Here is a 23,238-nt window from a genome sequence, read left to right as displayed (position 1 = left end):
GAAATCGAGGCTCGCCCGTCGTCGTCGCGCGAAGCCGGTGCGCCGACACACGCCCCTGCCGTCCGCAGACCAACGGCAAGAACGCTTCGCTGGACGAACGGGCCTCACCTACGGCCCTACGCCGGCAACGACGAGCGCACAGCGGCTCTGAAGGAGTTTCCGCCCGCCTGCAACCACCGTCGATGACACCCCGCACTCGGAGGCCGACCACCGATCACCCGCGTCGACAACCCCGCGGGTCGATACGGCTAGGGCTTGCCCGTCGCCGTCGGGGTGGGCGTCGGCGGACAGTGCACGGGGGCGATGATGACCTCCACCGGCTTGGACGGGTCCCACATCGTGTCCGCGGCCGGGAGGGACTCGACCACCTCGGTGCAGTGCTCGGGTTTGACGTCGGCGCTGTAGGTGCGCTTCACCTTGAAACCCGCCTGCTTGAGCGCCGCCTCCGCCGCCTCCGGCTTCATGCCGACGGTGCCGGGGACCCTCTTCTTCGGCAGCGGTGTCGGGCTCGGGGTCGGTGTGGGGGTGGGAGTCGGTTTCGGCGGCTTCGTGACCGTCGGGGTGGGCGTCGGCGGCTCGTCCTCCTCGGCGGGCTTCGGGGTGGGGGTGCGTCTGGTCGGCCGCGTCACCGTCGGGGTGGGCGTGAGCGTCCTGCGGGTGTGTTTCACCGTGGGCGGCTTCGTCTCGTCGACGGTGGGTGTGGCCACCGGCGGCTCCACGGAACTCGCTGTCTCCCTGGAGGCCGCCATCCCGTTGATCGCCACCGCGACGAGACCCGCGCACATCACGGCCGCGACCGCCGCCGACGCGACCAGCACACTCTTGCTCCTCGGCTTCTGCGCGCCGCGGCGTCCGCGCCCCTGCGCGACCGCCTCGGATCCCACCGTCGGCGAGGTGGAGGGCTGCGCGCCTCCCTGCCAGCCACCGGTCGGAGGCTGGGCGCCCTGCCAGTTTCCCGCCGGATTCTGGGCTCCCTGCCAGCCCGTCTGCGGAACGGCCGATCCCTGCCCCTGCCAACCGGTCTGTTCCTGCGGGCCGCCCTGGGGGGCCTGCGTCTGCCAGCCGGTCTCCGGTGGTCCCGCCTGCCGCGCGGACGCCGACAGCGTGTCGCCGCCCTCCGTGCCGAAGGCGGCCTGCCTGGCGGCGGCGCTCATCGCCGCGGCGCTGGGGAAGCGCCGGGCCGGATCCTTGGCGAGGGAGCGCTCCACAAGTGCCCTCACCGCGGGCGGAACGTCCGGCGGCAGCGGCGGCGGCGTCTCGCGGATGTGCTTGAGCGCGATCGTGACGGGCGTGTCGCCGTCGAACGGGCGCTGCCCGGCCAGGCACTCGTACGCCACCACGCCCAGCGCGTAGATGTCGACGGCCGGTGTCACGGGCGCGCCCTCGGCCTGCTCGGGCGCGCAGTAGGCGGCGGTGCCGAGCACCATGCCCGCGTCCGTCAGCCGGCTGGCGGAGTCGGACCTGGCGATGCCGAAGTCGGTGAGCACGAGGGTGCCGTCCGACCGCACCAGCAGGTTGCCCGGCTTGATGTCCCGGTGGACGATGCCCTGGTCGTGGACCGCCTGCAGCGCCGAGGCAGCCTGGGCGATGAGATCCATCGCGGCCCCCGGGGCGATGCGCCGCAGCCGCCCGAGCAGGCGGTCGAGCGGCTCGCCGTCGACGAACTTCATCACCAGGTATGCCGTCGCCCCCGCGCCGGGCACCTCGTGAACCCCGTAGTCGTACACGTCGACGACCCCGGGGTGGTTGATCGTCGCCATCGCCCTGGCCTCGCCCTGGAAGCGAACCAGGAAGCCCGGGTCGTCGGTACGGCCTGGAAGCAGCACCTTCACGGCGACGGTGCGAGCCAGGACGATGTCCTCGCCCTTCCACACCTCGCCCATACCGCCGGCCCCAATGCGGGTGCTTAGGCGATACCGCCCCGCCAGCGTCGTGCCCTGGGCCACCATGGCTCCCCCGTAACCCTCTTCACTCCTACCTCAGAGCTCTCCAACAAAGCGGATCCGCGTCGCGGCACCATCACGGCGCTGTAACGAAACCCTGCATGCCGCATGGCTCACAAACGAGATGCGTGCCGTAGCATCGCACAAAACCCAGCACTTTTAGGCGTACTTATCCACCTTGCAGGCTCTTGCGCCCAAAGCCGCCCGAAAATCACAGAGGAAACAATCAACGCGGGCGCCACGGCGTCACCCCAAGACATCCGGGACGAACTCCGCAAAATCCTACAAGGCTCGGCAAAGAACGTGTGAGTCGGGGTGAAAGCGGGCGGCGTCAGCCGCTCGTGGTGCCGTGTTCGGCGCAGCGCGCGGACCAGCCGCCGGGGGTCACCTGCACCACCATCCGGCGGCGGCAGCGAGAACAGTAGCGGGGTGGCTCCATCGCGCGGGCCGACAGACACGCGGCGTGGTCTGCCTCACCCTCCGGGCGCCCGCAGTGGTCGCAGTACGAGGTCACGAGACCAGACCCTATGCTGACGCGCATGACGCTCGCTCCCGGTCTGCAGGCACGGCTGCTCATCATGGTGGAAACAGAGGACACCGCGACGAAGGTCGGCAGCGGTGACGTCCCCGTGCTCGCCACCCCCCGCCTGCTCGCCCTCGCCGAGCGGGCCACCGTCCAGGCGGTCGCGGGTGCCCTGACTCCGGGCCAGACCTCCGTCGGCACCCGCGTCTTTCTGGAGCACCTGGAGGCCAGCCCGGTCGGCACGCATGTCGAGATCGCCGTCGAGCTCACCGAGGTCGACGGGCGCCGCCTGGTCTTCGGCTTCACCGCCCGCGACCGGACATCCGTCGTCGCCTCGGGAACGATCGAGCGCGTGGTCGTCGACCGTGAGCGCTTCCTCGCCCGGCTCGCCCGCGACGGTGGGACTACTCGATAACGGCGATCAGGTCGCCCTCCTGGATGACGTCGCCCTCGGCGACCTTCAGCTGGGAGATCACGCCGGCGTCCTCCGTGAGGACCGGGATCTCCATCTTCATCGACTCAAGGATGACCAGGGTGTCGCCGTCCTCGACGGGGTCACCCTCGGACACCAGGACCTTCCAGACACTCGCCACCATCTCAGCGCGGATCTCGACCACCGGAAACTCCCATCGTTCAACGTCTCTCAACTGTGTCAGAAAAAGCTGATCACGCCCGCCTAGGAGGGCACCAGTCCCGAGTCGTAGTTTCCGCCGACGAACTCCTGCCACTCCTGCCGTTCCAGCGCCGCTCCAGTGCCGTTCCGGCGGCTCGGCGGGTCTCTCACGGAAACCCGGCACGGTCTCGCGGGCGCCCGCGTCGACGTGGCCCCGCGCGAGCGCCTCGTCGGTCTCCGTGGCGAACGGCGGGCCGATCCGGCGAGAGGTCTAGAGCCGGTGGATCGGGGCCAGCCTGTCGATCACCCGGGCCATCGCCTCGACGACCGTCGGGTCGTACTCCTGACCCACCCCCAGCCGGAGCCGTTCGAGGGCGGCGCCCGCCCGGTCGCGGTCGCTGGAACCGCCGACGAGGTCGTCGTAAGCGTTGGCCGCCTTGATGATGCGGCTCGCCATCGGAGGCGCCTCCGCGCAGGTGTCGCACTGGCGGCGGACGATCTCGGCCACCCGGTCGAGCACCCCGGTCTGCCTGATCACCTCCGCCCCCAGTTCGGCGATGCGCCGCGCCTGCTCGGGGTCGGTGAGGACCGTCGCACCGCCGGGAATGGGATCGCGCAGCGACAACTGGCCGATGTCGTGCATGAGCGCGGCGTACTCGAGCTCCAGCAGCTCGGGCTCCGCCATGCCCAGCTCCCGCCCCACCGCCACCGCCAGGCGGCTCACCCGGCGGGAGTGCCCCGGCTCGACGTACCCGCCGACCTCGGTGACCCGGGACAGCGCCCGTACCGTCTGCAGGTAGGTGGCCCTGATCCCGGCGTACTTACGGAAGGCGACCTGGGTGACGAGCAGCGGCGCCGCGAAGACCAGCAGCGCGGTCATGCCCATGCTGTGCGAGGCGAGCGCGAGCAGGATGCCGGAGGCGGCCACGGCCGCTCCCAGCGGCGCGGCCATCCGCAACTCGTCGCGGACGGCCACCTTGAGGGCGGCACGCACCTGCTCGGCCCGCAGCACGGCGGCGAGCAGCACGTCGACCATCACCATGATCAGGATGAGCAGGGCCATCACGCCGAGCGCGGGCCACCAGCCGCTCTCCCCTCCCCCCGCGAGGTCGGACAGCGGCCCCGCCAGCGGCCGGTACGCCAGCGCCAGCAGGGCACCGGTGAAGAGCCTGCGCGCCATCCCGTCCAGCTGGGGCGGGCGACCCACCGCGAGGTGCGGCAGCGCCCCCGCCACCATGCCGACCGACAGCACCGCGACGACCTGCAACGCCGAATGCCGGGTGGGGACACCCCCCATGTCCAGCAGGAGCGTGTAACCGAGCGCGGCCGCCGCGCCGATCGGGGCCACCTCCCTGTTGCCGGGCATGGTGAGCCTGACCAGCTCGCCGATCGCGATCAGCGCGCCGAAGGCGACGGCGATCTGAGGGTCGAGCAGGCCGGTCGCGGCCGTGTGGGCCACCCCGGCCACCGCCACGAGTCCCGCCGCGCAGATCAGCAGGAGCTGTCCCGAGTCGAGCGTCCGGAGAACGCGGCCGGTGCCGGAGCCGTTCAACGTTCGGACACCACCTGGATGGGCATGGTCGGGTCGTCGTGGTCCTTCGCGGTCGTCTCCGTCACGTCGGCCGGGGGCGTGACGACCGTGCGCGGCGGCTCCCAGCCGTGCCGGTCGACGGCCTTGACGAACGCCACCACCATCACCGGGTCGAACTGGGTGCCTGCGCCCTTGCGCAGCTCGGTCATCGCCACCTCGCGCGAGCGGGCGTTGCGATAGGAGCGGTCGGAGGTCATCGAGTCGAAGGCGTCGGCCACCGCGATGATCCTGGCGAACTCCGGGATCTCGTCGCCCGCCAACCCCATCGGGTAGCCCTTGCCGTCCTGCCGCTCGTGGTGGTGCATGATCCCGGCGAACGCCTCGTCCAGGAAGTCGATGCCGCGCACGATCTCCAGCCCGCGCATCGGATGGAGCTGGATGGCCGCGAACTCCTCCTCGCTGAGCGGGCCGTCCTTCTGCAGCACCTTGGTCGGCACGCCCAGCTTGCCCACGTCGTGGAGCATCCCCGCGTAACGGATCGCGCGCAACCGCTCCGATCCCATGCCGATCTCCTCGGCGATCATGCCCGCGGCCTTGGAGACGCGGGTGCAGTGGCCACGCGTGTAGTAGTCCTTGGTCTCCACGGCCTGGCAGAGCGCGGCGATCGTCGCGTCGTAGGAGCGCTGCTGCGCGAGATACTGGCCGAAGGCCCAGCGGGCCACGAAGAGCGGGAGCAGCACGAGCACCGCGGAGATCGAGTTGACCGTGGCCCACAATCCGGCGATCAGCAGGCCGAAGGTGGCGTAGCCGAAGTAGGAGACCATGAACTGGGCCACGCCCCGCAGCGGCACCTGGTCGGCCTGACCGGTGAGCTTCAGCACGAGCGCGATCAGCACGAAGTTGAGGGGCACGAAGACGGCCGCCGCGCCCGCGAACGGCACGATGATGTCGTCGAACCCGGCGACGGTCGGCACCCCCGGCCTGCCGCCGAGCCACACGTAGACCCGGCCGGCGACGTAGCCGCAGATGGCGAACTGGGCGCTGTTGAACAGCCGCTTCACCAGTGGCAGGCCGGGCCGCACGCTGAACATCGCCGTCATGCCGACCAGTGCCGCTCCCTCCGGGCCGAGCAGCACCACCGCGGCGAGCACGGCGGAGAAGCTGACCGACACCGCGGCCTGCCGGACGTGCAGCAGGGTGGGCACCGACTCGCACACCAGGAACAGCAGGGCCAGGACCATGAGGTTGGACCAGTCGAGCAGATCCAGCCCGCCGCCCGAGACCACGTTGTATCCGAGCAGCGCGAACGCGGCTCCGATGACAAGGATCAGATAGACCTTGGCAAACCACGGCAGTCCACGCAAAGCGGCCACCTTAGGGTTCCTAAAGGGCGCGTGCTCAGGTCCAGGAAATCCCAGGAAAGACTGAGGTGACCGTTTCCTTCAACATGCGCTGCCTCCACGTTGATTTCGCACCCAGGCTATCGAAGCGAACCTGCTCAGGAGGGCGAGACGGCCAATCGCAAGCAAAGCGTAATCAAGCAATCACTGTGAGACATGAATATCCGGAGTATCGGGTTTCGGAGCCGCGCCAATGATCGCGCCGGCCACCCGAGCGGGCGCGCGGGATTCTTCGCCTCGGCTCACGCCGGAGTGATCGCCACTCGCCGCGCGGACGGGCCTGCGATCGGCCCCTGCCGCGCGGACGGATCTGTGATCGGCACCTGACAGGCGGACGGGCACGCGGGATCCTTCGCGTCGGATCGCGCCGGAGTGATCGCCACCTGCCACGCGGACGGGTCTGTGATCGGCGCTCACGCCGACGGCCTCCCGGAGTCCTTTCGCGTCACAGGCTCGCGAGCCTGCTCCTCGCCCAGTCGACGGTGCTCTTCAGCCCCACGGCCAGCTCCGTCTGGGGACGCCAGCCGAGCCCTTCCAACGCGGGGGCCGGGTCGACGGCCATCGCGGGGAGGTCACCCAGGCGCGCCGGGGCCTCGCCCGGCTCGTCGGCGACACCCGCCGCCTCCGCGATCAGGGAGTGCAGCCGCCGGTCGGTGGTCTGGACGCCGGTGCCCAGGTTGAACCGGCCACCGCCGCCCTCGGTGCCGCAGGCGCGGACGAGACCGTCCACCACGTCGTCGACGAAGATGTAGTCGCGGGTCTGGGTGCCGTCGCCGTACACCACCGTGGGGGTGCCGTTGAGCAGCGCGTCGGTGAAGATGGCGACCACCCCCGCCTCGCCGTCGGGCGACTGGCGCGGGCCGTAGACGTTGGAGAGCACCAGGGTGGTGTAGTCGATGCCGTGGAGCGCCTTGAACGTGGCCAGGTAGGTCTCCGCGCTCAGCTTGGAGGCCGCGTACGGGGAACGCGGGTCGGTCGCCGCGCCGCCGGGGACCGGGATGACCGCCGGCCTGCCGTAGACCGCGACCGAGGAGGCGAAGACGACCTTGCGGGTGCCTCCGCGGTGGGCGGCCGTCAGGACCGACGCGGTGCCCTCGACGTTGAGCCGCGCGTCATGGACCGGGTCGGCGACGCTCTTGCGCACGCTGATCTGCGCGGCGAGGTGGCAGACGACCTCGGGCCTCCACTCGGCGGCGAGGCCGATCAGGGCCGGGTCACGGATGTCCATCACGTGCAGGGCGAACAGGGGGTTCCTCGCGGCACCGACCAGGTTGCCGCGATCGCCGCCCGACAGGTCGTCCACGGCCGCCACCTCGTGCCCGTCGGCCAGCAACCGGTCGACGAGGGTGGATCCGATGAATCCCGCCCCGCCGGTCACGAGTATGCGCATGGTGAACCCCCATCGTCGTACGCCCAAGGCCGTACGACAGATCCTAGGAGGTCAGCGAGCCAGTTCGGAGCGCACCTGGTCGATACGGCTGAGCACCTTCGCCCTCAGGTCGGCCGAGACCTGGTCGCAGCCGCAGTGTTTGGCGACGAGCTGTTTGACGACCTGCTCCAGGCCGTACTCCTCCAGGCAGGGGTGACACTCGTCCAGATGCACGCGGATCTCGGCACAGTTGCTCTCGTCGAGCTCACCGTCGAGGTAGGTGTAGACCTTGTCCAGGACCTCGCGGCAGTCGGTGTCGTGGTGGTCGCCGCAGCTCACGCGATCACCCTACCCCTGGCCGAGAGGCCCGTGCCGACGGGTTCGTCGTTCCTGTCTCGCGCACTCACTTCGCACCCTCCGCGGGAACCAGGCCACGCTCGCGGGCGTAGTCCTCAAGTTGGGTCCGCAACTGGCGGCGGCCACGGTGCAGCCGCGACATCACGGTCCCGATGGGGGTCCCCATGATGTCGGCGATCTCCTTGTACGGGAAGCCCTCGACGTCGGCGAGGTAGACCGCGATGCGGAACTCCTCGGGAAGCGCGGCCAGCGCCTGCTTCACGTCGGTGTCGGGGAGATGCTCGAGCGCCTCGATCTCCGCCGACTTCAGCCCCGCCGAGGTGTGCGACTCGGCCCTGGCGAGCTGCCAGTCCTCGATCTCCTCGGCGCCCGACTGCTTGGGCTCCCGCTGCTTCTTGCGGTAATTGTTGATGAAAGTGTTCGTCAGGATCCGGTAAAGCCACGCCTTGAGGTTCGTGCCTTGCTGGAACTGGTGAAAAGACGCGAAGGCCTTCGCGAAGGTCTCCTGAAGAAGGTCCTCGGCGTCCGCGGGGTTCCGGGTCATCCGAAGCGCGGCGGAGTAAAGCTGGTCGAGATAGGGCATGACATCCCGCTCGAACCGTGTGCTCCGCTGCTCCAGAGTCTCCTCGTCTGTCGCAGGGACCTGACCCACCCCCTTAAGATCGCCGGAGTCCTGCTGACGCGGGACACCGTACTGAGCGGAGAATACCCGCTCGACGGGGATAGGCCGATCACCGGGGCGGGTGACTGGTTCGATCAAGGCGAGCATCTGCTTGCCAACCTCCGAAAGGATCGTGCGTTGTCCGCTTGCAACACACCCGCACTGTCATCTGTTCCCGCAAGATAGAAGGTGACGAACGACCCGGTACGGGGAAAAGAAGATACGTACCGGCAGGTAGTTGAAAGACCACCGGATCCTCCCGACGCCAGGAGCTGCTTGTGCTGCCCATCCCGGCCGAAGAGCTGAACGGCTCAGGTGCGCTCGGGCCGTACTGGACCTTTTACCACGCGGTCGTGGCCGAGCAACTGAGCCGATGGCTGCCGGAAAAACCGTCCACCGTCCTCGACATGTCCTGCGGGGACGGCCGCTGGGGTGTCCAGGCGGCGAAGTCGGGACATCGGGTGGTCGAGGTGGTCGACTTCCGCAGGCCCACGGACGGCCAGCCGCCACACGACATCTCCAGGGTGAGCCAGGTGCGCGCCGACGACCTGCGCTTCCTGCCCGACAGCAGCGTGGACGCCGTGCTCGCCGAGGAGCGCGCGATGTCGGTGGAGCTCATGGCCGAGTCCGCGATCGACGACGTCGCCCGGGTCCTGCGCCCCGGCGGCCGTGCCCTGGTCTGCGTCGACTCCCTGGTGCTGGGGATGGCGATCCTCGCCGAGCAGAACTACTGGGCCCATCTGCGCCAGACCGGCGAGGTCATGCTCGTGCCCTGGCCCGACGGCAGCATCACCCGCTGCTTCAGCAGCGCCCAGCTCCGCGAGCTGCTCACCGACGCCGGGCTGGAGGTCGAGTGGATACGGCCCCGCACGGTGCTGTCCCCCTCGACGGTCGACCACGTGCTCGCCTCCGACTCCCGCGCGCTCACCTGGCTGGTCAACACCGAGCTGGACACCCATCCGGACGACGACGACACGGTGGGCATCCACCTGGTGGCCAGCGCCCGGCGCCCCTAGCGGGGGTCCGTCTATTCCTCCTTCAGGGGCTCGACGAGCTCAGGGCTGTTGTTCCGCACCGAGTTCACGGCGGTGGAGACCGGGTGGATCTCCAGGCCCGTGGAGCCGGCCGGGATCAGGAACCCCTTCGCGTCGGGCGTCCCCGGGTCGAGCCACTCGCCCCAGCGGTCGCGCTCGATCAGCATCGGCATGCGGTCGTGGACCCTGCCCGCCTCGTCCACGGCGTCGGTCGTGATGATGGTGCAGGTCACCAGCCACGAGAGCGGGTCGTCGTCGGCGCGGCCCCGGTCCCGCCAGAACTCGTACAGTCCCGCCATCGCCATCACGCCGCCGTCGGCGGGGCGGACGAAGTAGGGCTGCTTCTTCGGCTTCCCCTTGGCGTCCTTCTCGTCCAGCACGGCCCACTCGTAGTAGCCGTCCGCGGGGATGAGGCATCTGCGCTCGGCGAACGCCTTGCGGTAGGCGGGCTTCTCGGCCACCGTCTCCACCCGCGCGTTGATCATCTTGGATCCGATGGACGGGTCCTTCGCCCAGGCGGGGACCAGTCCCCAGCGGACCACGCGGAGCTGCCGGATCGGCCGGTCGCCCGGCGCCGACTTCGGCACCCGGCTCATCACCGCGTACACCGGTTTCGTGGGCGCGACGTTGTAGTCGGGCCCGAGTTCCTCGTCGGCCGCTCCGTCGAGCTCGACCTGGAACTCCTCCAGCAACTCCTGCTTGCCCCGCGCAGACGCGTATCTCCCGCACATACCTCCACTTTGCCACGCCGCGACACGCCGGGACGTTCCCGACCCCGTTTTCCGATCTTGCCGCCCGCCGGCGTGCCTCCCATCCGAACCCGGCCGCCTCTCCGTCCCCGCCGTCCCATCTGTCCTCTCCGTCCCCGCGGCACGCACGGGCGGCGCGAGGCGGGCACCGGTAGGCTTTTGCCCATGTCCGCTCCGCTGTGGCCCGCGCCGACCGCGACCGAACCCGTCCGCGCGACCGTCCCCCTGCCCGGCTCGAAGTCCGTGACCAACCGTGCGCTCCTGCTCGCCGCGCTGGCCGACGGACCGGGAACGGTACGCCTGGCGCTGCGCAGCCGCGACGCCGACCTGATGGCGAACGCGCTGCGGACGCTGGGCGCGACGATGGTCCCCTCCAACGAGAGCGCCTCCAGCGTCGACTGGGCGATCACGCCCGGCCCCGTCACCGGCGGTGCCCGTATCGACGTGGGGCTGGCCGGCACGGTCATGCGCTTCGTGCCGCCGATGGCGGCGCTCGCCGATGGCGAGGTCTTCTTCGACGGCGACCCGCACGCCCGCAAGCGTCCGATGGGCCCGATCCTGCGCGCGCTGCGTGCCCTCGGTGCCGAGGTGACGGGCGACGCGCTGCCCTTCACGGTGCGAGGACCGTTGGCCGGCGGCGAGGTGAGGCTCGACGCCTCGGGCTCATCGCAGTTCCTCTCCGGCCTGCTGCTCGCGGGGGCGCGCTTCGAGAAGGGGGTGACGGTGCGCCACGAGGGCCCGCCGATCCCCTCGCAGCCGCACATCCGGATGACCGTCCAGATGCTCAGGGAGTTCGGCGTCGTGGTGGACGACTCCGAGCCCGACGTCTGGCGGGTCGAGTCCGGCCCCATCGGGGCGCGGGACTTCACCGTGGAGCCCGACCTGTCCAACGCGGCGCCCTTCCTGTGCGCCGCCATGGTGACCGGTGGCACGGTCACCATTCCCGGCTGGCCCGCGCGGACGACCCAGCCGGGCGACCAGCTCCGTACGCTCCTGGCGGACATGGGCGCCTCGGTGGAGCACACGCCCGAAGGGCTCTCGGTCACCGGCACCGGGCGGATCGTCGGCATCGAGGCCGACCTGCGCGACGTGTCCGAACTCACCCCGACGATCGCCGCGCTCGCCGCCCTGGCGAGCTCGCCCAGCAGGATCGGCGGCGTCGCCCACATCCGCGGGCACGAGACCGACCGGCTCGCCGCCCTCGTCACCGAGATCAACGGCCTCGGCGGCGACGCGAACGAGACCGAGGACGGCCTGGAGATCAGGCCCCGCCCGCTCACCGGCGGGGTGTTCCACTCCTACGCCGACCACCGGATGGCGACCGCCGGAGCGGTGATCGGGCTGGCCGTGCCGGGCGTCGAGGTGGAGGACATCGCCACCACGGGTAAAACCCTCCCCGAGTTCGCCACCATGTGGGCGGACATGCTGCGCGGCGCGCGGTGAGGGGTGAGCGGCCGGTAGGTCCCGCGGCCCTCCTCGGGGACGCGCCGGGCCGGAGAAGGCGGAGAAACTGAGAAAGCGCGAGTACGACGAGGACGACGTCAGGGTCAGGCCGGGAAAGGGATCCCGGCCCCGGACCCGGATCCGTCCTGCCCACGAGGACGCGGTCGCGGCGTTCGTGGTCGCCGTCGACCGTGGGCGCTACACGTGCCTGGTCGAGTCGGCGGGCGAGAAGGGCCGCCGCCGCAAGAAGGACCAGGCGGAGGGTGCCGCGATGAGCGGCAGGGTCGTGGTCGCGATGAAGGCGCGCGAGCTCGGCCGCAAGGGCATCGTGGTCGGCGACCGGGTGGCCCTGGTGGGCGACGTCTCCGGCATGGCCGACACGCTCGCCCGCGTCGTGCGGGTGGAGCCCCGCGTCTCCATGCTGCGCCGTTCGGCGGACGACACCGACGACACCGACGGCATCGAGCGCCCGGTGGTCGCCAACGCCGACCAGCTCGTCATCGTGACTGCCCTGGCCGATCCGCCGCCCAGGCCCCGCATGATCGACCGGATGCTGGTCGCGGCCTTCGACGCCGACATCGATCCGCTGCTCTGCCTCACCAAGTCCGACCTCGCCACACCCGACGAGCTCGTCTCGCTGTACGACCCCCTCGGGGTCCCCTACGTGGTGGTCCAGAAGGGCGGCGGCCTGGAAGAGGTGCGAGAGCGTCTGAAGGGCCGGATCAGTGTGCTCGTCGGCCATTCGGGGGTGGGCAAGTCGACGCTGGTCAACGCCCTGGTCCCGGACGCCAACCGGGCCGTCTCACACGTGAACGCGGTGACCGGCCGGGGCCGTCACACCTCCACCTCGGCCGTCGCCCTGGAGCTGCCGGAGGGCGGCTGGATCATCGACACCCCCGGGGTACGCAGCTTCGGGCTCGCCCACGTCTCGGTGGAGACGGTCCTGGCGGGCTTCCCCGACCTGGTCGAGGGCACCGTCCAGTGCCCGAAGGGGTGCAACCACCTCTCCGACGAGTGCGCCCTGGACGCCTGGGTGGCGGCCGGGCACGCCGACCCGGTCCGGCTCGCCTCCCTGCGCCGCCTGCTCGCCAGCCGCGAGGGCGCCTCCGACGACGACCAGTCCTGAGGACGCGCCGGTGACCGCCTCGGGGGGCGAGGCGGCCCGGCGACGAGCGTGCGCCGCGACGTCAACGCGTCAGCGGTTCAACCGGAAGGCCCAGGCGACGGTCATCTCGGACACGAGGGTGCCGTCGGCGGTCCTGATCTCGACGGCGACGTCGAACTCGGGGCGTTCCCCCGCGTCCAGTGTGGCCACGACCTCCTCGCGGGACGCCCGCAGGCGGGCCTCCGCGACGACCTCGCCCTTCGCGAGCTTGAGGTAGCGGATCGCCGCGCTCTTGGCCAGCGGGGTGGCCCGTGACAACTGGTCGCCGAAGGTGGAGAGCATCGCGGCGCCGGAGGCCGTCTCCGCGACGCTGAACAGGGCTCCGGCGTGCGGGCCTCCCACGTGGTTGTGCAGCTCCGCCCGGTCCGCCATGCGGGCGACGGCGAAGCCCGGTTCCACCTTGTCGAACGAGATGCCCAGCGTCCTGGCGAACGGGACGCTCTGCAGCATGAAGTCACCCACGTCAAAGGTCATACCGGAATGCTACTCGCGAGTAACACCGATGCCAACGGATGTTTCACGCGGTATCCCGGCCTGGTGGGACGCGACACGATTGTTCCGCTTGCTCCCCGATCTCCGCCATTCGGCCGCCGACACGATAGCGTTGACGCCCGTGACGGGTTACAACGACGATCTTCGCCTCGCGCACGTCATGGCCGACGCGGCCGACGATCTGACCATGCGCCGCTTCAAGTCCATGGATCTGCGCGTGGAGACCAAACCCGACCTCACACCGGTGAGCGACGCCGACAAGGCGGCGGAGGAGGCGATCCGCGCCGCCCTCGGCCGTGCCCGGCCCCGTGACGCCGTCATCGGCGAGGAGTTCGGCGCGAGCGGCCACGGAGAGCGCTCCTGGATCATCGACCCGATCGACGGCACCAAGAACTACGTGCGCGGAGTGCCCGTCTGGGCCACGCTCATCGCCCTGATGGACCAGGGCCGCGTCGTCGTGGGCCTCGTCTCCGCCCCCGCGCTCGGCCGCCGCTGGTGGGCGGCCCGCGACAGCGGCGCCTGGACCGGCAAGAGCCTCACCAAGGCTTCCAAGTGCCAGGTCTCCTCCGTCGCCCAGTTGGAGGACGCCTCGTTCTCCTACTCCAGCCTCGGCGGCTGGGAGGAGGCCGGGAAGCTCGACGCGTTCCTCGACCTGAACCGCTCCGTCTGGCGTAGCCGCGCCTACGGCGACTTCTGGTCGCACATGCTGGTCGCCGAGGGCGCGGTCGACGTGTCGGCGGAGCCGGAGCTCTCCCGCTGGGACATCGCGGCGCTGACCGTGATCGTCGAGGAGGCGGGCGGCATCTGGACCGATCTGTCCGGCGTTCCCGACGTCGACGGTGGCAGCCTGCTGTGCAGCAACGGCTCCCTGCACGGCGAGGTCCTCAAGCGCCTCGGCGGCGGGCCGCTCACCCTGCCCGCCTAGCGGTTCCTCCCCCTTCCCACCGGCCGCCCTCCGGCGAAGGGCGCGGGGGCACCCGCCCGCTCGCAGGGCCGCCACCTGCCCGGCCGGGGGTGTCCACCCGCGGTTCCGGTCAAGCGCCGCGCCACGGATCCGGCCGCGTTACCTTCCGCCGGATGTCGGGAAGATGAACAGATCGGCAAGTCCGGGAGATCGCGGCCCGAGCCGGGAACGTTCCCGCGGCATGGCCTCCTCGCCGGGTCACGCCCGGACCTGGGAGTCCCCGACGCCCCGCCCACCGGGCCTACCGGAGCGGAAACCGAGATCGAACTCCCGTCGACGCATCGGTATTCACATCCGTGGGCCTACCTCTTCCGGCCCCGGTCATGGCTCGTTTCATCTCCGTTCACTTTGCCCCACTTTTATCGAAGTCATCGAGAACGGATCTCACTACGGAGAAGGAACATACCGTGACCAGTGGACAGCGCCGCCTCAGCGCGGTGGCGACGGCCGCGCTCGTCGTATCGCTCGCGGCCGCGTGTGGTGGCGACGCCAAGCCCAACAGTGACGGCAGCACCACCGCCGCCAGCAGCGCCTCCTCGGCCGAGCCCGGCGCCGGTGCGGCCCTGAGCGGCGAGGTCAAGATCGATGGCTCCAGCACCGTGGCCCCCCTCACCCAGGCGGCCTCCGAGCTCTTCGGCGAGGAGCAGCCGCAGGTGAAGGTGCCGGTCGGCACCTCGGGCACCGGTGGCGGCTTCGAGAAGTTCTGCGCCGGCGAGACGGACATCTCCAACGCCTCCCGCGCGATCAAGGACGAGGAGAAGGCGGCCTGCGAGGCGAAGGGCATCACCTTCACCGAGCTCACGGTGGCCGTCGACGCGCTGACCGTCGTGGTTTCCAAGGACAACGACTGGGCCACCTGCCTCACCACCGACCAGCTCAAGAAGATGTGGGAGCCGGCCGCCGAGGGCAAGGTCAAGACCTGGAAGGACGTCGACGCCAAGTTCCCGGCCGAGCCGCTCAAGCTCTACGGCCCCGGCACCGACTCCGGCACCTTCGACTACTTCACCGACGAGATCAACGGTGAAGAGGGCGCGAGCCGCAAGGACTACAGCCCGAGCGAGAACGACAACGACATCGTCACCGGTGTCGCGGGCGCCAAGGGTGGGCTGGGCTACTTCGGCTTCACCTACTTCGAGGAGAACATGGACAAGCTGAAGGCCCTGGAGGTCGACTCCGGCGAGGGCTGCGTGGCCCCGAGCGTCGAGTCGGCCCAGGGTGGTAAGTACACCCCGCTCTCCCGCCCGCTGTTCGTCTACCCCTCCGCCACCGCGGTGAAGCGGCCCGAGGTCGCGGCCTTCCTCGACTTCTACGCGGCCAACATCCACGCGATCGCCACGGACGCGAAGTTCATCCCGCTCAACGCCGAGCAGGAGGCCAAGCTCAAGGCTGACATCACCACGCTGAAGAGCGCCGGCTGATGTCGGCTCAGCACCGCACGACCGTTCCAGGGACCCCGGCGTCCCTGGCGCGGTCGCGCCCGCGTTACGGCGAGTTCGTCATCAAGGCCATCCTCCTGGCCGCGGCGATGGTGTCGGTGGCGACCACGATCGGCATCGTCATCGCGCTCCTCGAACCGACCGTCGAGTTCTTCGCCTCGGTGAGCTTCGCGGAGTTCTTCGGCTCCACCGACTGGGGGCCGCTGTTCAACCCGCCGGCGTTCGGTGTGTGGCCGCTCATCGTCGCCACCGTGGAGATCACCCTGATCGCCGTCGTGGTCGCCGTCCCGCTCGGCCTGGCCTCCGCGATCTACCTGTCGGAGTACGCCTCCCACAGGACCCGCAAGATCTTCAAGCCGGTGCTCGAGGTCCTCGCGGGCGTCCCGACGGTGGTCTTCGGCTTCTTCGCCCTCACCTTCGTCACCCCGCTGCTGAGGGACCTCTTCCCCTTCCTGGAGCTGGACGGCAAGAACGCGCTCGCCGCCGGCCTCCTCGTCGGCGTGATGATCATTCCGATCGTCGCGTCGCTGTCGGAGGACGCGATGGCCGCGGTGCCGAACGGCCTGCGCGAGGGCTCCTACGCCCTCGGCGCCTCCAAGATGCTCACCTCGGTGCGCGTCGTCGTCCCCGCCGCGTTCTCCGGCATCGTCGCCGCCGTCATCCTGGCGATCTCCCGGGCCGCGGGCGAGACGATGATCGTCGCGATCGCCGGTGGTTTCAAATCCGTCTTCACGCTCTACCCGGGCGATGAGATGTCCACGATGGCGGCCTTCATCGCCCAGGCCGGCTCCGGTGACGCCTCGGTCGGCTCGATCGCCTACAAGACCATCTTCGCGGTGGGTTCCCTGCTCTTCGTGATCACCTTCGCGATGAACTACCTCAGCGCCCGCATGGTCCAGAAGTATCGCGAGGTCTACGACTGATGGCCATCCTCTCCACACCCCGCTCGGCCGTACAGCTGGCGAGCAAGGGGCGCCCCCTCAAGGAACACCTCTTCCGCATCGCACTGCTGGCCAGCCTCGCGATCGCCCTCCTGTTCCTGGTCATGCTGCTGGTATACGTCGTCGAGGAGGGCTGGCCGCGGCTCAACTCGATGCTGTGGGAGAACCAGCCCTCGATCCGCCGCCCGGAGACGTCCGGCGTCCAGTCGGGCATCTTCGGCACCCTGTGGATCATCGCGCTCACCGCGCTCATGGCCCTGCCCACCGGCATCCTCGCGGCGATCTACCTCGAGGAGTACGCCGACAGGACCAAGTGGTACAACAAGCTGATCGAGCTGAACATCTCCAACCTGGCGGCCGTTCCCTCGATCGTCTACGGCATCCTCGGACTGGGCATCATCGCCCGCTGGATGCAGTTCGGCTTCACCGTGATGACCGGCGCGGTCACGATCTCGCTCCTCGTACTGCCCATCGTGATCATCTCCGCCCGCGAGGCGATCCGCGCGGTGCCGCCGTCGATCCGCGAGGGCTCGCTCGCACTGGGCGCAACCCAGTGGCAGACCATCTATCGGCAGGTGCTCCCGGCATCCATCCCCGGCATCGCGACGGGCTCGATCCTGGCACTCTCCCGCGCGATCGGCGAGGCCGCCCCGTTCCTGATGCTCGGTGCCGCGACGCTCGTCCGGTTCAACCCCGAGGGCGTCTGGAGCAGCTTCACCGTCCTGCCGCTGCAGATCTACAGCTTCATCAGCCGCCCCCAGGAGGAGTTCGCCATTCTCGCCGCGGCGGCGATCGTGATCCTGCTGGCGATCCTGCTCCTGATGAACTCCGTCGCCATCTGGCTCCGTAACCGCTATCAGAAGCGCTGGTGAGGTAAGAGATGTCCGAGATTGGAATTTCCGTGCCGAACGTGAACGTGCGCGGACCCGAAGTCCCCCGCACCATCGAAGCCCTCGACCCGGTCTTCACCGTCTCCGACCTCAGCGTCTTCTACGGCGACTACGAGGCGGTGCGCGGGGTCAACCTGACCATCGGCAACCGCGAGATCACGGCCATGATCGGCCCCTCCGGCTGCGGCAAGAGCACCGTGCTCCGCTGCTTCAACCGGATGAACGACCTGATCCCCGGCGCCCGCGCGGTCGGCGAGATCCGGTACCACGACGAGAACCTGTACGGCGACCACGTGGACCCGATCGAGGTCCGCCGCCGGATCGGCATGGTCTTCCAGAAGCCGAACCCCTTCCCCAAGTCGATCTACGACAACATCGCCTACGGTCCCCGGGTCAACGGCGCCAAGGGCAACATGGACGAGATCGTCGAAGAGGCGCTCACCAAGGCCGCGCTCTGGGACGAGGTCAAGGACAAGATCAAGCAGAACGCGCTCTCCCTGTCCGGCGGACAGCAGCAGCGCCTGTGCATCGCGCGGGCGATCGCGGTGAAGCCCGACGTCATCCTGATGGACGAGCCCTGCTCGGCCCTGGACCCGATCGCGACCACCAAGATCGAAGACCTGATGCAGGAGCTGACGCGCGACTACACGATCGTCATCGTCACCCACAACATGCAGCAGGCCGCCCGCGTCTCGGACCGCACCGCCTTCTTCACCGCCGAGGTGGACGAGGCCGGAGTGCGGCACGGCCGTCTGGTGGAGTTCGACGAGACGAGCCGCATCTTCACCAATCCCAGCGACAAGCGGACCGAGGATTACATCACCGGCCGCTTCGGCTAACCCACATTGGAGGATCCTGGTGATCCAGCCGCAGACGGCACCAGAGGTGGACGGGGACACACGGACGGCGCCCATGCTGCTGGTGGCCGACCCGGAGGCGGCCATGGTCCACGACCTGGCCACGGCCCTGGAACGCGAAGGTCTGCAGGTCATGGGCGTCACCGACGGCGCCCAGGCCCTGTTGCAGGCCGGAGCGCTGCGCCCCGACGTCGTTCTCGTCAGCGCCTCGCTGCCGGTCATAGGGGCGGTGGAGTTCGTCCGCGCGGTACGGCTGACGCGGGCGATCCCCGTCCTGCTGGGCGTGGGCGACGGTCACGCCCAGCAGGCCGTCCAGGCGCTGGCGGCCGGAGCCACCGCGTGCGTGGCCCGGCCCTACCGGGTGCCCGAACTGCTTCCCCTGATCCATTCCGCCTTCAACGGCGAGTCGGGGACCCGCAGGGCACTCGTGGTCGGCAGGGTGGAACTTGACGTCAACGCCTACCAGGTCAAGGTCGACGGCAGGATCGTCCACCTGCCGCTGCGCGAGTTCGAGTTGCTGCACTACCTGATGCGCAACGCGCACCGCACGGTGACGCGGGAGCAGATCATGCGGCACGTCTGGCACTCCACCGACACGACCTCGACCAACACCATCGCGGTGCACGTCAAGCGCCTCCGCGCCCGACTGGGCGACACCGACGACCGGCTGATCCAGACCGTGCGAGGAGTGGGATACCGGCTGGTCGACAGAACGGCGTAACGCCCGCCTCCCGCGGGCCGCGAAGGCGCCCGGCTCAGTTCGCGGCCGCCTCGCAACCGGGCCCGCCTCGGAAGGCGGCCATGAGGCGCTCGGCCACGCCCTCGACCCTCGCGATGCCCGTCTCCATGCTCGGGCTGTCATCGGTGAGTACGGCCACCGCGTAGTCGTGTCCGTGCCCGCGGATCAGCCCGGCGCTCGCGACCGCCCAGCGCCCGTTCGCCGCGTGCCGCAGCCAGCCGTTCTTCAGTGACACCTGGTCGCCCTCGCACGCCCCCGCGCTGATCCCCCACTTCTGCTCGGGTGTCACCCTCTTCATCAGTCCGAGCGCCCTGCGGCGTTCCGCGGGGGCCAGCGGACTCTTACCGGTGGCCAGAGCCCTGACCAGCCGGATCTGGTCCTCCGCGGTGGTCTGCGCGACGCCCCAGCAGTACTGGGTCGCGCACCCCCCGCGGGGGGTGTAGGTGCGTTTGAGACCGAGCCTGCGGTTCGCACCGGCAAGGCCGGACTCCAGCCCGATCCGTTCGTACAGCCGGTCGGCCGCCTCGTTGTCGCTGAAGCGGATCATGTTTCTCGCGTCGGACCTGACCCGCTCACCGAGCCGATGCCAGCGCGTCCCGAGCAACAGTGCGGTCAGGATGCCCACCTTGGAGGTGTTGGCCGACGGCAGCTGCAGGGCCTGATGGTAGTGGTAGCGCCGGCCGGTGCCCAGGTCGCTCACCGAAGCGGCGGTTCTGCCGCCGTACCCGGCGAGGAACACGTCGAGGCTCCGGCCGAGCTCCTTGGGAAGGATCTTCGGCGAGCGGGCGGCGCGTACCCCTCCCGAGTCGTGAGGTGCCCCGGCGCCGGGGAAGACGGGCGCCGGGACCGCGTCCAGGAACGGCACGGCGGGAGAAGGGCCCGGCGGCGCGACAGGGGCGGCCTGCCGCGCGGGGGAGGGCAACGGCATGCTCACCGGTGTCAGGCCCTGACACGTGCTGCAGGCGGCGGCCTGCGCGGTGACCAGCAGGACGGCAGCGGCGGCCACCCGTTTCCTTGCTCTCATCCTCCACCCCAACCGTCTCCCCCATTACATGACGATCGGGATATATCCCACTACACATAGCAATAAGACGATCAAGCGAAATCTAGCCGGAAACAGGACGTGCGCTATAGAACATCCCGCCGGACCGATGCCCGCTCTTAGCGAACGTCCGCGATTAGCCGGGTGATGACCTCGTCATCGCAGGTCGCCCAGAAGTCCCCGACGACGTCCTCCAGGTGCTCCAGCGACTCCGCCCGGAAGAGTACGTCCTGATATTTCGTGATGTCGTAGTGCGTAGTGCCCATGGCGGCGATGTCCAGCGGACGGATGTCCATTCCCCGGAACTCCTCGATCTCCCCGTACGAGGACAGGATGCCCGCGCCGTACGCCCGCAGCTCGCCCTGGTCCGTCATCACGCCGAACTCCATCGTGAACCAGAAGATCTTCGAGATGAACTCCAGCGCCTCCTTGCCCTCGACCCGCCGGGCCGCCGCTCCCGCCAGGCGGTAGAGCCGCGAGTAGCGGTCGGAGGCCAGCGCGTTGGCGTGCCCGATCACCTCGTGGATCACGTCGGGCTCCGGCGTGTACAGCGGCGTGGAGTGGTGCCGGATGTACTGCGTGGAGTGGAAGAGCCCGTCCGCCAGGACACCGTAGAAATCCCTGAGCGGCACCAGCCCGGCGGCCGGGACGTAGCGGAACCCGGTCAGCGGTTCCAGCAGCTCGCTCACCTCCTGGAGCTGCGGGATGCGCTCGGCGGGCAACCCGAGCCGATCGGCCGCGCGCAAATACTCGGCGGTCGCGTACTTGTGGTGTTTCAGGCCCAGCTCCCGGCTGACCAGGGCCCACACCTCGTGCTCCTGGTCGGTGTACTCGGCTGTCGGGATGGGCGTACCCGGCACGTACTCCATGGCGAGCGCGGCGATCGCGTTGCGGCGCGCACGGTAGACCGGGTCGGCGAAACCGGGATGACCGGTGCCGAGCTCGACCTCGATCGAGCCGTCGTCACGGGTCGCCACCGGTGCGAAGTACTGCGCTTCCTCGAACATAAATGAAATGACAGCAATATCCGGAAACGTTGGCAAGAGCAGCCAGTTGTACTGGGCGATCCGCACAGAAACGTACCGTGATACCTCGTCTATGCTGGTCGAATCGCCCAATCTGACAAGGACCCGAGGAGATGTCGATCGACGAGCTGGACGGCCGCCTCCTGGTCACCATGCGCGCCAACCCGCGCATCGGCCTGACCGAGCTGGCCCGCCTGCTCGGCGTGGCCCGGGGCACCGTGCAGGCCCGCGTCGAGAAGCTGATCGCCCGCGGTGTCATCGCCGACTTCGGACCCACCGTCACCCCCGAGGGTGCCGGATACCCGATCCTCGCGTTCGTCTCACTGCAGATCGCCCAGGGGCGCCTGGACGAGGCCGTCCAGGCCCTGGACTCACTACCCGAGATCCTGGAGGTGTACGGCACGAGCGGCCAGGCCGACCTGCTCTGCCGGGTGGTCGCCCGCAGCACCCCCGACCTCCAGGAGATCATCGCCCGCATCCTGGCCTCGCCCGCGGTCCAGCGGACGGACACCACGATCGCCCTCTCCATCCAGGTCCCCTACCGGATCGAGCCCCTGCTCCGTGCCGCCTCCGGCGCCTGAGGCCGCTCGCTCTCTTTCGCCTCGGCCGAGGACGTCCACGATCTCGTAGATGCCGTGAGCTCGCGTCCGTGATGCCACTGTTTCCCCTCGATGGGCCGGGAGACGGGTCATCAGCGGGCCTCAGGTGTCCGGAGACCGGCGAACACGATGGCCAGCGTGCGACGCCTCAGGTCGTCGTCCCAGCCCGCGTGGAGGGCGCCCTGACAGATACCGGTCAGCAGGGCGATCACCTCGTCGAGACGGACGTCGTCACGAACCGTACCGGCCTCCTGGGAGCGGACCAGAAGCGTCTCGATCCCGTCGCGCAACATCCGCACCGAACTCGCGACCTGGAGATCGACACCTGTCTCGGCCAGGAGACCGACGACCGTTCTCTTCCGCGCCGCCTGCTCGACCATGCGGGTGACGAAGGTGAACAGCGCCTCTCCAGGCGCGTCATCGACGGCGAGCACGGCCATCTCCCCGTCCAACCTGCCCAGGAGGCCTTTCATGATGGCCTGCAGCAGGGCCTGCTTCGTCGGGAAGTGCTTGAAGACCGTGCCGATGGCCACCCCCGCACGGGCGGCGACCTCCTCGGTCGACGCGGAGGTGCCCTTCTCGGCGAAGACGGCCTCGGCGGCGGCGAGGATGCGCTCGCGGTTGCGCCGGGCGTCCGCACGCAACGGCCTGGCGCCACCGGACTCGCCCGTCTCGCCCGCCGAAGGATTCGTGGTGGTCATCCAGCCAGTCTTCCCTGTCCTTGCCCTTCGCCGCCCACCCGTCTCGCCGTTCACCTCCTGTCGGCTCTGCTCGTACCCACGAAGTGCGGCCTCTTCGCGTGTGAGTACGGCATTGACAAAGTGAGTCGCCACTCATGATTATAAAGATGAGTTTCCACTCACCTTAGTGGCCGTCCAACGGCCGACACGAAGGGATCCACCATGACCGAATCCACCGTCACCCCCGGTCCCCGCGAGATCTTCGAGCGCGTGCGGCGACACTGGCTGGAGAACCTCGGCGGCTTCGGGAACGAACTGGCCGAGAACGCCGTCGTCGAAATCCCCTTCGCTCCACCCGGCATGGCCAGGCGACACGAGGGGAAGGAGGCGTTCCTGCTCTTCTCCGGCCCCGAACAGGCCGCCTTCGCCGACCGGTTCGCCCTGGACGAGATCCGCGACGTGGTCGTTCACGAGACCGCCGACCCCGAGGTCATCGTCGTCGAGTACGAGCTCGCCGGCAGGGTCCTCGCCACCGGCCTGCAGGCGTCCTCCCCCTTCATCGGGGTTCTCCAGGTGCGGGACGGGAAAATCGTCAACTGGAGGGAATACCAGAACACCTTGAACATGATCGAAATCATGGGTCAGCCACAGCGAACCTGACGGTCACCTCTGGCAAAGCCCGTGAAGGATCCCTGGAAAGCACGAAAGGGCCCCCACCAAACGGTGAGAGCCCTTTCATGAAAAATTGTCCGGCGGTGACCTACTCTCCCACACCGTCCCCGGTG

At 69.4% G+C, this 23,238-nt stretch carries 25 protein-coding genes and 1 pseudogene; 13 read left to right on the top strand and 13 right to left on the bottom strand.

Translation table 11 applies throughout. The features are described 5' to 3' along the window. Nucleotides 1–47: 47 nt before the first annotated feature. Nucleotides 48–252: pseudogene (locus AB0B96_RS39100) on the top strand (IS481 family transposase); the annotation flags it as partial. Here the strand turns inward: AB0B96_RS39100 and AB0B96_RS39095 are convergent. Continuing rightward, complete coding sequence (locus AB0B96_RS39095) at nucleotides 249–1,949, bottom strand: serine/threonine protein kinase (RefSeq protein WP_362907142.1); 1,701 nt, start codon at nucleotides 1,947–1,949, stop codon at nucleotides 249–251. The pseudogene AB0B96_RS39100 and the gene AB0B96_RS39095 overlap by 4 nt on opposite strands. 325 nt (nucleotides 1,950–2,274) lie before the next feature. Continuing rightward, complete coding sequence (locus AB0B96_RS39090; protein WP_362521376.1) at nucleotides 2,275–2,484, bottom strand: hypothetical protein; 210 nt, start codon at nucleotides 2,482–2,484, stop codon at nucleotides 2,275–2,277. On the opposite strand from AB0B96_RS39090, the gene AB0B96_RS39085 reads away from it, so the two are divergent. After that, a complete protein-coding gene (locus AB0B96_RS39085) occupies nucleotides 2,483–2,881 on the top strand; it encodes a thioesterase (RefSeq protein WP_350949780.1) in 399 nt (132 codons plus the stop codon). The genes AB0B96_RS39090 and AB0B96_RS39085 overlap by 2 nt on opposite strands. Here AB0B96_RS39085 and AB0B96_RS39080 read toward each other — a convergent pair. The 6 genes from AB0B96_RS39080 to AB0B96_RS39055 form a co-directional block, all read right to left on the bottom strand. Beyond that, a complete protein-coding gene (locus AB0B96_RS39080) occupies nucleotides 2,871–3,083 on the bottom strand; it encodes a biotin/lipoyl-binding carrier protein (RefSeq protein WP_350949781.1) in 213 nt (70 codons plus the stop codon). The genes AB0B96_RS39085 and AB0B96_RS39080 overlap by 11 nt on opposite strands. A 267-nt stretch (nucleotides 3,084–3,350) precedes the next feature. After that, nucleotides 3,351–4,631 (bottom strand): HD domain-containing phosphohydrolase, encoded by a 1,281-nt coding sequence (locus AB0B96_RS39075; RefSeq protein ID WP_362907140.1) that lies wholly within the window; start codon nucleotides 4,629–4,631, stop codon nucleotides 3,351–3,353. Next, the gene (locus tag AB0B96_RS39070) at nucleotides 4,628–5,983 is read right to left on the bottom strand and encodes an HD-GYP domain-containing protein (RefSeq protein ID WP_350949783.1); all 1,356 of its coding nucleotides are present in this window, start codon (nucleotides 5,981–5,983) and stop codon (nucleotides 4,628–4,630) included. The genes AB0B96_RS39075 and AB0B96_RS39070 overlap by 4 nt, the downstream gene beginning before the upstream one ends. A 472-nt stretch (nucleotides 5,984–6,455) precedes the next feature. After that, a complete protein-coding gene (locus AB0B96_RS39065) occupies nucleotides 6,456–7,400 on the bottom strand; it encodes an NAD-dependent epimerase/dehydratase family protein (RefSeq protein ID WP_350949784.1) in 945 nt (314 codons plus the stop codon). 51 nt (nucleotides 7,401–7,451) lie between these two features. Next, the gene (gene rsrA / locus AB0B96_RS39060; protein ID WP_350949785.1) at nucleotides 7,452–7,718 is read right to left on the bottom strand and encodes a mycothiol system anti-sigma-R factor; all 267 of its coding nucleotides are present in this window, start codon (nucleotides 7,716–7,718) and stop codon (nucleotides 7,452–7,454) included. Between the two features lie 64 nt (nucleotides 7,719–7,782). Then, nucleotides 7,783–8,388 (bottom strand): sigma-70 family RNA polymerase sigma factor, encoded by a 606-nt coding sequence (locus AB0B96_RS39055; protein ID WP_350949786.1) that lies wholly within the window; start codon nucleotides 8,386–8,388, stop codon nucleotides 7,783–7,785. Between the two features lie 287 nt (nucleotides 8,389–8,675). On the opposite strand from AB0B96_RS39055, the gene AB0B96_RS39050 reads away from it, so the two are divergent. Continuing rightward, nucleotides 8,676–9,413 (top strand): methyltransferase domain-containing protein, encoded by a 738-nt coding sequence (locus AB0B96_RS39050; RefSeq protein ID WP_350949787.1) that lies wholly within the window; start codon nucleotides 8,676–8,678, stop codon nucleotides 9,411–9,413. 11 nt (nucleotides 9,414–9,424) lie between these two features. Here the strand turns inward: AB0B96_RS39050 and AB0B96_RS39045 are convergent, their stop codons facing one another. Beyond that, a complete protein-coding gene (locus tag AB0B96_RS39045; RefSeq protein ID WP_362907137.1) occupies nucleotides 9,425–10,162 on the bottom strand; it encodes an SOS response-associated peptidase in 738 nt (245 codons plus the stop codon). A gap of 183 nt (nucleotides 10,163–10,345) precedes the next feature. On the opposite strand from AB0B96_RS39045, the gene aroA reads away from it, so the two are divergent. Both aroA and rsgA read left to right on the top strand, forming a co-directional pair. Continuing rightward, entirely contained in the window at nucleotides 10,346–11,623 is a 1,278-nt protein-coding gene (gene aroA, locus AB0B96_RS39040; protein WP_362907135.1) for a 3-phosphoshikimate 1-carboxyvinyltransferase, read from the top strand. 67 nt (nucleotides 11,624–11,690) lie between these two features. Next, a complete protein-coding gene (gene rsgA, locus AB0B96_RS39035; RefSeq protein WP_350949802.1) occupies nucleotides 11,691–12,749 on the top strand; it encodes a ribosome small subunit-dependent GTPase A in 1,059 nt (352 codons plus the stop codon). A 69-nt stretch (nucleotides 12,750–12,818) separates the two neighbouring features. Here rsgA and AB0B96_RS39030 read toward each other — a convergent pair whose 3' ends face one another. Beyond that, nucleotides 12,819–13,262: a DUF4442 domain-containing protein gene (locus AB0B96_RS39030; protein ID WP_362907133.1), complete on the bottom strand. Its 444-nt coding sequence runs from the start codon at nucleotides 13,260–13,262 to the stop codon at nucleotides 12,819–12,821. 139 nt (nucleotides 13,263–13,401) lie between these two features. Between AB0B96_RS39030 and hisN the strand changes: the two genes are divergently transcribed. The 6 genes from hisN (at nucleotide 13,402) to AB0B96_RS39000 (ending at nucleotide 19,089) form a co-directional block, all read left to right on the top strand. Beyond that, a complete protein-coding gene (hisN, locus tag AB0B96_RS39025; RefSeq protein ID WP_350949791.1) occupies nucleotides 13,402–14,205 on the top strand; it encodes a histidinol-phosphatase in 804 nt (267 codons plus the stop codon). A 446-nt stretch (nucleotides 14,206–14,651) separates the two neighbouring features. After that, nucleotides 14,652–15,662, top strand: a complete 1,011-nt coding sequence (locus AB0B96_RS39020) for a PstS family phosphate ABC transporter substrate-binding protein (RefSeq protein WP_362907131.1) — start codon at nucleotides 14,652–14,654, stop codon at nucleotides 15,660–15,662. Beyond that, nucleotides 15,662–16,603 (top strand): phosphate ABC transporter permease subunit PstC, encoded by a 942-nt coding sequence (gene pstC / locus AB0B96_RS39015; protein WP_362907129.1) that lies wholly within the window; start codon nucleotides 15,662–15,664, stop codon nucleotides 16,601–16,603. Before AB0B96_RS39020 ends, pstC begins: the two co-directional genes overlap by 1 nt. Then, on the top strand, nucleotides 16,603–17,493 hold the full coding sequence (gene pstA, locus AB0B96_RS39010; RefSeq protein WP_350949794.1) for a phosphate ABC transporter permease PstA: 891 nt from the start codon (nucleotides 16,603–16,605) through the stop codon (nucleotides 17,491–17,493). The genes pstC and pstA overlap by 1 nt, the downstream gene beginning before the upstream one ends. Nucleotides 17,494–17,537: 44 nt before the next feature. Then, nucleotides 17,538–18,350 (top strand): phosphate ABC transporter ATP-binding protein PstB, encoded by an 813-nt coding sequence (pstB, locus tag AB0B96_RS39005; protein WP_362907160.1) that lies wholly within the window; start codon nucleotides 17,538–17,540, stop codon nucleotides 18,348–18,350. Nucleotides 18,351–18,369: 19 nt separating this feature from the next. Then, a complete protein-coding gene (locus tag AB0B96_RS39000; RefSeq protein ID WP_350949795.1) occupies nucleotides 18,370–19,089 on the top strand; it encodes a response regulator transcription factor in 720 nt (239 codons plus the stop codon). A gap of 34 nt (nucleotides 19,090–19,123) precedes the next feature. Here AB0B96_RS39000 and AB0B96_RS38995 read toward each other — a convergent pair whose 3' ends face one another. Next, nucleotides 19,124–20,131 (bottom strand): serine hydrolase, encoded by a 1,008-nt coding sequence (locus tag AB0B96_RS38995; protein ID WP_362907126.1) that lies wholly within the window; start codon nucleotides 20,129–20,131, stop codon nucleotides 19,124–19,126. Between the two features lie 137 nt (nucleotides 20,132–20,268). Continuing rightward, nucleotides 20,269–21,156, bottom strand: a complete 888-nt coding sequence (locus AB0B96_RS38990; RefSeq protein WP_362907124.1) for a phenylalanine 4-monooxygenase — start codon at nucleotides 21,154–21,156, stop codon at nucleotides 20,269–20,271. A gap of 131 nt (nucleotides 21,157–21,287) precedes the next feature. Between AB0B96_RS38990 and AB0B96_RS38985 the strand changes: the two genes are divergently transcribed. Then, nucleotides 21,288–21,755: an Lrp/AsnC family transcriptional regulator gene (locus AB0B96_RS38985; RefSeq protein ID WP_350949798.1), complete on the top strand. Its 468-nt coding sequence runs from the start codon at nucleotides 21,288–21,290 to the stop codon at nucleotides 21,753–21,755. Nucleotides 21,756–21,865: 110 nt separating this feature from the next. Here the strand turns inward: AB0B96_RS38985 and AB0B96_RS38980 are convergent, their stop codons facing one another. Further along, nucleotides 21,866–22,474 (bottom strand): TetR/AcrR family transcriptional regulator, encoded by a 609-nt coding sequence (locus tag AB0B96_RS38980; RefSeq protein WP_362907122.1) that lies wholly within the window; start codon nucleotides 22,472–22,474, stop codon nucleotides 21,866–21,868. 201 nt (nucleotides 22,475–22,675) lie between these two features. Here AB0B96_RS38980 and AB0B96_RS38975 point away from each other — a divergent pair, with 201 nt between their 5' ends. Then, the gene (locus AB0B96_RS38975; protein ID WP_362907120.1) at nucleotides 22,676–23,113 is read left to right on the top strand and encodes a nuclear transport factor 2 family protein; all 438 of its coding nucleotides are present in this window, start codon (nucleotides 22,676–22,678) and stop codon (nucleotides 23,111–23,113) included. The last annotated feature ends 125 nt before the right edge of the window (nucleotides 23,114–23,238 follow it).

Origin of the sequence: Streptosporangium sp. NPDC049046 (genome assembly GCF_040649155.1) — a bacterium.
Taxonomy (GTDB): Bacteria; Actinomycetota; Actinomycetes; order Streptosporangiales; family Streptosporangiaceae; genus Streptosporangium.
This window is presented reverse-complemented; position numbering and strand designations above follow the sequence as displayed.